General features: G+C 65.9%; 6 protein-coding genes and 1 pseudogene. 5 read left to right on the top strand and 2 right to left on the bottom strand.

The window, feature by feature from the left end; translation table 11 throughout:
• Together IEY69_RS15395 and IEY69_RS15390 are read right to left on the bottom strand one after the other, a co-directional pair.
• Window positions 1-239: pseudogene (locus tag IEY69_RS15395) on the bottom strand (IS6 family transposase); the annotation flags it as partial.
• 433 nt (window positions 240-672) lie between these two features.
• Entirely contained in the window at window positions 673-1,410 is a 738-nt protein-coding gene (locus IEY69_RS15390; protein ID WP_189074021.1) for a response regulator transcription factor, read from the bottom strand.
• A 617-nt stretch (window positions 1,411-2,027) separates the two neighbouring features.
• On the opposite strand from IEY69_RS15390, the gene IEY69_RS15385 reads away from it, so the two are divergent.
• The 5 genes from IEY69_RS15385 to hydA all read left to right on the top strand — a co-directional run bounded on the left by IEY69_RS15385 (window position 2,028) and on the right by hydA (window position 7,947).
• Window positions 2,028-3,485: an NAD(P)-dependent oxidoreductase gene (locus tag IEY69_RS15385; protein ID WP_189074020.1), complete on the top strand. Its 1,458-nt coding sequence runs from the start codon at window positions 2,028-2,030 to the stop codon at window positions 3,483-3,485.
• Window positions 3,478-4,857 carry an NAD-dependent dihydropyrimidine dehydrogenase subunit PreA gene (preA, locus tag IEY69_RS15380; protein WP_189074019.1) on the top strand — a complete coding sequence of 460 codons (1,380 nt, stop codon included), beginning with the start codon at window positions 3,478-3,480 and terminating at the stop codon, window positions 4,855-4,857. The genes IEY69_RS15385 and preA overlap by 8 nt, the downstream gene beginning before the upstream one ends.
• A gap of 2 nt (window positions 4,858-4,859) precedes the next feature.
• The gene (locus IEY69_RS15375) at window positions 4,860-5,207 is read left to right on the top strand and encodes a hypothetical protein (RefSeq protein WP_189074018.1); all 348 of its coding nucleotides are present in this window, start codon (window positions 4,860-4,862) and stop codon (window positions 5,205-5,207) included.
• 174 nt (window positions 5,208-5,381) lie between these two features.
• Window positions 5,382-6,554, top strand: coding sequence for an RNA-guided endonuclease InsQ/TnpB family protein (locus tag IEY69_RS15370; protein WP_189074017.1), 1,173 nt, complete (start codon window positions 5,382-5,384; stop codon window positions 6,552-6,554).
• Window positions 6,541-7,947, top strand: a complete 1,407-nt coding sequence (gene hydA / locus IEY69_RS15365; protein ID WP_229784020.1) for a dihydropyrimidinase — start codon at window positions 6,541-6,543, stop codon at window positions 7,945-7,947. The genes IEY69_RS15370 and hydA overlap by 14 nt, the downstream gene beginning before the upstream one ends.
• Window positions 7,948-7,954 lie beyond the last annotated feature (7 nt).

Genomic DNA, 7,954 nt, shown 5'->3' with positions numbered 1-7,954 from the left:
ACCTCGTCCAAATACCATCGGGAACCCCGTCGGGGTTCCCGATGGCGCAGCTCCTCAGTGAGGAGGGGGGCGAACTTGATGTTCCATGGCCGCAGCGTTTCGTGACTCACCACGATGCCGCGCTCGTGAAGCAGTTCCTGAACATCACGCTGGCTGATGGGGAAGCGGTGGTACAGCCGCAGAGCGTAGCCGATCACGCTCAGGGGAAAACGGTGGCGGTAGGGCTTCCGGTCAGTCACGGCCTACCAGACTACTGAGATTAAGTTGCCAGAACCCTTGATCCACCTGTTGGTGCCGTCCCAGACGAAATCGCCGGAAAGTGTCGGGTACTGAGGGCAGTCCCTCCGGGATCTGAAGCAGAATCCAGTGCCTTCATGCTACTCACGAGCCCCTGCAAAGTTCTTAATCACATGCTTCTGAAGAGTGGGCCAGCGGGTGACCGGGCCAGGAGACAGGCGGAAGCTGCACCCGGCGCCGGCGCTCGGGTGCCGATTGGCCCAGCGAGACCCTGCGCCGCGCTTCTCGGTCGGGCCTGACCTGGCGTTCCGTATTGTTCGCGGTTCAGCTCAGCAGCCCAGGCTCAGCAGGCGAGTGGCCCGCCCCGCGCAGGGAATGCCATCGTCCTCCGTCGCGGGTGGAACGGCGGCCGCCGCAGCGTGACGGCGAGCCGGGTCACTCCGCACTGGTGTCCGCGTCGTGCCGCTGGGGTTCACTCAGCAGCGCGAGGCCCGCACGGCGCACACTGATCAGCAGGTCCCCTGCACCCACGGCCGTGAGTTTCGACCGCAGGTGGCTGACATGGACGTTCAGGGCGTTGCGACAGGCGTGATCGGGCCACACCTGCCGTTCGAGCTGCTCGCGTGAGAACAGCTGACCGGGCTCGCTGAGCAGGATGCTGGCGATGGCCAGTTCGGTGGGTGAGAGGTTGAGGTCGTGACCGTCGAAGCTCAGGCGGTGCTGGGCGCGGTCGAGGCAGAACGCGCCGATGCGCACCGGCGCGGTCCGCCCGTATCGGCGCAGGTGCGCGTGGACCCGGGCCAGCAGTTCGCGCGGGTCGTAGGGTTTCATGACGAAGTCGTTTGCGCCGAGAGCCAGCTGATGGACCCGCTCCTGCAGGGCGTCGGTGGCGGTCAGAATCACGATGGGGACGTCGGTCAGCGCGCGCAGCCGGCGGGTGACCTCGTCACCGGGCAGGTCCGGCAGACCCAGGTCGAGCAGGATCAGGTCCGGGACCTGCCGCTGAACCTGATGCAGTCCCGTTTCGCCGTTCTCGACGGCCTGCACCTTGAAGCCTTCCAGCTCCAGTTCGTCGCACAGCACGCGTCGCACGTCGCGGTCATCCTCGATCAGCAGGAGGTGCGGTCGGTGCAGCGGTTCTGTGGTGGGGCGGGACGAACTATGACTGGTCATGGTGGCTCCGGCGCGTGTCTGGACGCTGGCTCTACCGTGTCACGTTCCCTGCCGGGATGGATTGGCGTGAGGCTGGGTGGATATTGAACTGCTCTAGGGAAAATCTTGAGAGAGCCGCCGGCGACTGCGCGTCGCCTCGACTGGCTACGGTCACGTTCTGTGCAATCTGTTGCCGAAATAAATGACAAAATGCATACTCTGCCCAGTCAGCTGCGTGCTGTGGACCACTGACCTGCGATATGTTTAAAAATTCATCACAATCTGGGTGTTGAGACGGGCCGAGATCAGGGAAAGACCGACTTGTAGGACGTTTCCAGTGTACGGGAGCGGGGTCGTGTCGGATGCATACGAATAAAAATGCAGATTGCTATGCGAATCGAGTGGGACTCCATCTCGATATTTACTGGACAATGTGTCTAAAATGCCCAGCCTGGAGAAGGAATATCAGGAGCTGTGAGGATTCGGCTGCCATCACTGCTGATTTCATAAAAATTCCGACCGACCTTGACCTTATGCAGCGTCTCCCTTAAGCTCAGACTCATCTCGGTTAAGTCGACTCCAGAGAGGGTGCGAACCGGCCCCGCTTCCCCACGCTCCGCCGTGAAGAGAGGTCAGTCATGGAAGATACCCGCCGACCGCAGCCCACGTTCCAGGAACTCCTGCCCCCCATGACCGCGCACGAGGCCAGCGTCGAGGCCAACCGCTGCCTGTACTGCTACGACGCGCCGTGCCTGCAGGCCTGCCCCACCCACATCGACATCCCCACCTTCATCCGCAAGATCGCCACCGGGAACCTGCGCGGCTCGGCCCGCACCATCCTGGAAAGCAACTTCCTGGGCGGCACCTGCGCCCGCGTCTGCCCCGTGCAGGAACTCTGCGAGGGTGCCTGCGTGCTCGGCCCGGACCACACGCCCATCCAGATCGGCCGCCTGCAACGCCACGCCGTCGACCACGTGCAGGAACGCGGCATCCAGCTGTTCACGCCCGCCCCCGCCACCGGGCACCGCGTCGCCGTGGTCGGCAGCGGCCCCGCCGGGATCAGCGCCAGCGCCGAACTCGCCAGGGCCGGGCACGAGGTCACGCTGTACGAGAAACGCGAGCTGGGCGGCGGCCTGAGCACCTACGGCATCATCGTGCTGCGCGAACCGGTCGAGGTCGCGCTGCGCGAGGTGCAGGCCGCCCGCGACCTCGGCGTGACCGTCGTCACCGGACACGAACTGACCACCCGCGCGGCCCTCGACGACCTGCTGACCACCCACGACGCCGTGATCCTCGCGCTGGGCCTGGGCGCCGTGCCCGCCCTCGGCATTCCCGGCGAGGACCACATCCTCGACGGATTGAGCGTCATCGAGGCCAGCAAGATGGACCGTCCCACCGGAGTCGGCACGCGCGCCGTGATCATCGGCGCGGGGAACACCGCCGTAGACGCCGCCACCATCGCCCGCCGCTCCGGCGCGGACACCCTGATGGTGTACCGCCGCACCGAACGCGAGATGACCGCCTACCACCACGAGTACCTCTTCGCGCTGAGCGAGGGCATCACCTTCAGCTTCCTGACCCAGCCCGTGGAAGTCCTGCACGAAGGCGGGCAGGTGACGGGCCTGCGCTGCGTCCGCATGGGCCTCGGCGCACCGGACGCCTCTGGCCGCGCCCGACCCGAACCCATCCCCGGCAGCGACTTCGTCATCCACTGCGACACCGTCATCAGCGCCATCGGACAGGAGAAACCCGCGCTGGCCGCCACGCTGGGCCTCGACCTGGACGGCGGGTACATCCGCGTGGACGATGCCCTGCAGACCAGCCTCCCGCGCGTGTACGCCGCCGGGGACTGCGTCCGCGCCCGTGGGAACGCCAGCACCGTCATGGCCGTGCAGGATGGCAAGATCGCCGCCGCCAGCATCGAACGCGCCCTGGGCCGCACGCCGCACGTCACCCTGAAACCCACCCCGCCCGTCGAGGTCCGCGAGCACCCGTTGTACCTCGAGGCGCACGGCCCCGTCTCCACCGGCCCGAACCAGACCGCCCCGACCGCCCCCCTGGCCCACGCGCCCGTCACGGAGGCCCACCATGGCTGACCTGAGCATCGACTTCGCGGGCATCCGCTCCCCCAACCCCTTCTGGCTCGCCTCGGCGCCCCCCACCAACAGCGGCGCGCAGATCCACCGCGCCTTCGAATACGGCTGGGGCGGCGCCGTGTGGAAAACCATCGGCGCGCCCGTCCTGAACATCAGCAACCGCTACGGCAGCCTCAGCCTGGGTGGGCGGCGCATGCTCGCCATCAACAACGTCGAACTCATCAGCGACCGCCCCCTCGACGTGAACCTGCGCGAAATTGCCGAGATCAAACGCCTCTGGCCCGACCGGGCCGTCATCGTGTCCGCCATGGTCGACGCCGACCCGCAGGCCTGGAAGGACATCGTCATGATGATCGAGGACACCGGCGCCGACGGCATCGAACTCAACTACGGCTGCCCGCAGGGCATGAGCGAACGCGGCATGGGCGCCGCCGTCGGCCAGGTGCCCGAGATGTGCCAGCTGAACACCCACTGGGTCACCAGCGTCACCAAACTGCCCGTCATCGTGAAACTCACGCCGAACATCACCCACATCGTCGACCCCGCCCACGCCGCGCTGGCCGGAGGCGCCCACGCCCTGAGCCTCATCAACACCATCAACTCCGTCACCCGCGTCGACCTCGACACCCTGCTCGTCACGCCCAGCATCGGCGGACGCGGCACGCACGGCGGCTACGCCGGCCCGGCCGTAAAACCCATCGCGCTGAACATGCTGACCGAACTCATGACCGACCCCCAGGTCCTGCGCAGCGGCGTCCCCATCAGCGGCATGGGCGGCATCGCCACCTGGCGCGACGCCGCCGAATTCCTCCTCCTCGGCGCCACCAGCCTGCAGGTCTGCACGGCCGCCATGCAGCACGGCTACCGCATCATCGAGGACCTCACCGACGGCCTCAGCAACTGGATGGACGACCACGGCTTCAAGACCATCGCCGACGTCACCGGCCGCAGCCTCCCGCAGATGAGCACCTTCGGCGGCCTCGACCTGTCCCACCAGTCCGTCGCCCGCATCGACCAGAACAAATGCATCGGCTGCGATCTCTGCTACGCCGCCTGCAACGACACCGCCCACCAGTGCATCGACCTCGTCAGCCCCGACGGCGTCACCGTCGACCCCGGCTACGACATGAGAACCAACGGCCGACAGGTCGCCGACACCCGCCCCCGCCCCGTCGTCCGCGAAAACGACTGCGTCGGCTGCGCCCTGTGCGCCAACGTCTGCCCCGTCGACGGCTGCATCACCATGGTTACCGTCCCCAGCGGCCGCCAGAGCATCACCTGGGACGAACTGACCGCCCAGCGCCCCGACATCGCCCAGAGCTGGGCCGCCATGCAGGCCTACCGCGAAGAAGTCGGCATCGAGATCCACTGAGTATGGAAGAGAGGTCGTTTGAATTTCTGATTCAGGACGCCGAGAACGGCTGGTTTGAATGGAGTCCGGCCCGCTACCCGGAGCTGTTGAGGTTGCCGCTGACCCCCTCCACCGATGGTCCCGGACCGGGACACAGCCTTCAGGTGGATGACGCCTCTCTGCGGTTTTACGACGAGATGGTCGGGATTCAGGTCATCGTGTCCGGGAACGTCACCTATGAGCGGGCACATGCCCTGGTCACCGAAGTGGCTGACCATCTGGCCCGGCTCACTCAGCAGAGCGTCACCGTGGTTGAAGTCGAGGTGGAGTCGAAGGGACGGCCTGTCCGGTTCGTCAGCGAAGAGGAGTGAACTGCATGATCAAAAGCGATTCGCAAGTTCGTCCATTCAGGAACGGGGTCAAGCGACTCTCGCCGACAAGGCGACGAAGCCGAAGACTTCCATTCTGTGTTAAGCTCAACGCGCAATGCTCCCACGCCGCGCTAACGGCTGGGAGCGTGGCGAAGCGGATCGAGGCCGCCTCACATGCAGAACGATACCACCGTCAGGGTGTACAGGTTCCGCCTGTACCCCACCAAGCCGCAAGAGGCCGCCATGTTTGAAACATTGCGCCTCACCCGCACTCTGTACAACGCCGCCCTCGAACAGCGCCGCGAAGCCTACCGCAAGCACGGTAAAACCCTCAGCGCCTACGACCAGCAGCGGGAACTCACCGCCCTGAAGGAAGCCTGCCCGGAGTTCAACGGCGTCTACTCCCACGTCCTGCAAGACGTATTCGACAGACTGGACAAGGCTTACAAAGCGTTCTTCAGTCGAGTCAGGAAAGGTGCGAAGCGGGCCGGGTTCCCCCGATTCAAGCCCCGCCAGCGCTGGGACTCGTTCAAGTTCAAGCAGTGCTGGGACAACATGCGGAACGACTGGACACCCTGTGGGCGTCCCATGGACGACGGGCGGCGCATCAACGTTCCCAAGATCGGTAGCGTCAAGATCAAGATGCACCGTCCGCTGGAAGGCAAACCCAAGAACCTCCAGATCGTCCACGACTGTGGGCAGTGGTTCGCCGTGTACGCCTGCGAAGTCCCGAAGATGGCGCTGCCAAACACGGGCAGCAGCGTTGGGATCGACCTGGGTACAACGTGGTTTGCCGTTACCTCGGACGGCGAGTTCATTGAGAACCCTCGTTATCTGGAGCAAGCCCTGAAGAAGCTGCGCGTCCAGCAGCGCACCGTTGCCCGGCGCAAGAAGGGCAGTAATCGCCGTCGGAAGGCCGTGCAGCAGGTTGCCAGGACGCACCGCAAGGTCAGGCGGCAACGCCTGGACTTCCAGCATAAGACCGCCCGGAAGCTGGTGAATGCACACGACCTGATCGCGCACGAGAATCTTCAGGTGAGCAACATGGCCCAGAGCAACCTCGCCCGCTCCATCCTCGACGCAGGATGGGCCGGATTCCTGTTTCAACTCTCCAGCAAGGCTGAAAGTGCTGGCCGGAGAGTGATTGCCGTAGACCCCCGCTACACGAGCCAACGGTGCAACGCCTGCGGCCACACGGGGAAGGAGAACCGTGTGAATCAGGCAACCTTCAGGTGCGTGCAATGCGGCCATACGGCGAACGCCGACCATAACGCGGCAAAGAACATCCTGGGACGGGCCGTCCCTTCAGGTGTCAACGATAGCGGGGTATCGCATGTCGTCGCCTGAGAAGCCCCAGGCGTCAGCCGTGGGGTCGATCACCCTACTGATTCAGAACGGCGAGATTGTCACGGACGGGAAACGCTTCAAGGCGGACGTGCTGGTGGAAGGGGAGGCCATCGCCGAGATCGGGGAGAACCTCGCGGTGCCCGAGGGGGCCACCGTGATCGACGCGAGCGGGAAGTTCGTGTTCCCCGGCTTCATCGATCCGCACGTGCACATCCACCTGCCGTTCATGGGCACGTTCGCGAAGGACACGCACGCGACCGGGTCGCAGGCGGCATTGATCGGCGGGACGACCACGTTCATCGAGATGCTCGCCCCGGCGGGCAGTGAGGACCTGATGGACGGCTGGCGCACCTGGACGGGCATGGCGGAGGGGCACAGCGCGTGCGACTACACCTTCCACATCGGCGTGACCCGCTGGGATGACCGGACCGAGGCGACGCTGCGGGAGCTGGTGGGCCAGGGCATGCGGTCCTTCAAGGTGTTCCTGGCGTACCGGGGCGCGTTCGGGATCGACGACGCGGCGCTGTACCGGGTGTGCCGTCTGGCGGCGGAACTGGGCGTGGTCGTCACCGCGCACTGCGAGAACGCGGATCTGGTCGCGGAGTTGCAGCAGAAGCTGATCGCGGAGGGAAAGACCGGCCCGGAGTGGCACGAGCCGAGCCGTCCGGAGAGCGTGGAGGCCGAGGGCACGGCGCACTTTGCGACGTTCGTGGAGATGACGGGCGCGCACGGGTACGTGGTGCACCTGAGCAACGCCCGCGCGCTGGAGGCGGCGCTGGACGCCCGCGCACGCGGCGTGAAGCTGGACGTGGAGGTCGTGATTCCGCACCTGACGCTCGATAAGACGTACGCGGAGCGGCCCGGCGTGGAGGGCGCGAAGTACGTCATGTCGCCCCCCCTGCGCGAGAAGGGCAATCAGCCGAAACTGTGGGCGGCGCTGGAACGTGGCGACATCGCCACGGTCGCCACCGACCACTGCCCCTTCGACGTCGAGCAGAAACGCATGGGCGACGGGAACTTCACCCTCATCCCGAACGGTATTCCGGCCATCGAGGACCGCGTGAACGTCCTGTACACGCAGGGCGTCAGCCGCGGCAACCTGAGCGTCGAACGCTTCGTGGACGCCGCCAGCACCCGCGCCGCGCAGATCTTCGGCCTGTACCCCCGCAAGGGCACCGTCAGCGTGGGCAGCGACGCTGATCTGGTGATCTACGACCCGGCGTACCGGGGCACCATCAGCGCGCAGACCAGCCACATGAACAACGACTACAGCGGCTACGAGGGATGGGAGATCGACGGGCGGCCCGAGGTCGTCACCGTGCGCGGTCAGGTCGCCGTGCAGGGCGGCGCGTTCGTGGGCGACCCGGCGCGCGGGCAGCTGCTCAGGCGGTAAGTGGGAA

Origin of the sequence: Deinococcus sedimenti, assembly GCF_014648135.1 — a bacterium.
Classification (GTDB): Bacteria; Deinococcota; Deinococci; order Deinococcales; family Deinococcaceae; genus Deinococcus; species Deinococcus sedimenti.
This window is presented reverse-complemented; position numbering and strand designations above follow the sequence as displayed.

Bases quoted from the DNA above. Each gene is read 5' to 3' on its own strand.
- IEY69_RS15390 (WP_189074021.1), bottom strand. From the start codon at position 1,410: ATGACCAGTCATAGTTCGTCCCGCCCCACCACAGAACCGCTGCACCGA.
- IEY69_RS15385 (WP_189074020.1), top strand. From the start codon at position 2,028: ATGGAAGATACCCGCCGACCGCAGCCCACGTTCCAGGAACTCCTGCCC.
- preA (WP_189074019.1), top strand. From the start codon at position 3,478: ATGGCTGACCTGAGCATCGACTTCGCGGGCATCCGCTCCCCCAACCCC.
- IEY69_RS15375 (WP_189074018.1), top strand. From the start codon at position 4,860: ATGGAAGAGAGGTCGTTTGAATTTCTGATTCAGGACGCCGAGAACGGC.
- IEY69_RS15370 (WP_189074017.1), top strand. From the start codon at position 5,382: ATGCAGAACGATACCACCGTCAGGGTGTACAGGTTCCGCCTGTACCCC.
- hydA (WP_229784020.1), top strand. From the start codon at position 6,541: ATGTCGTCGCCTGAGAAGCCCCAGGCGTCAGCCGTGGGGTCGATCACC.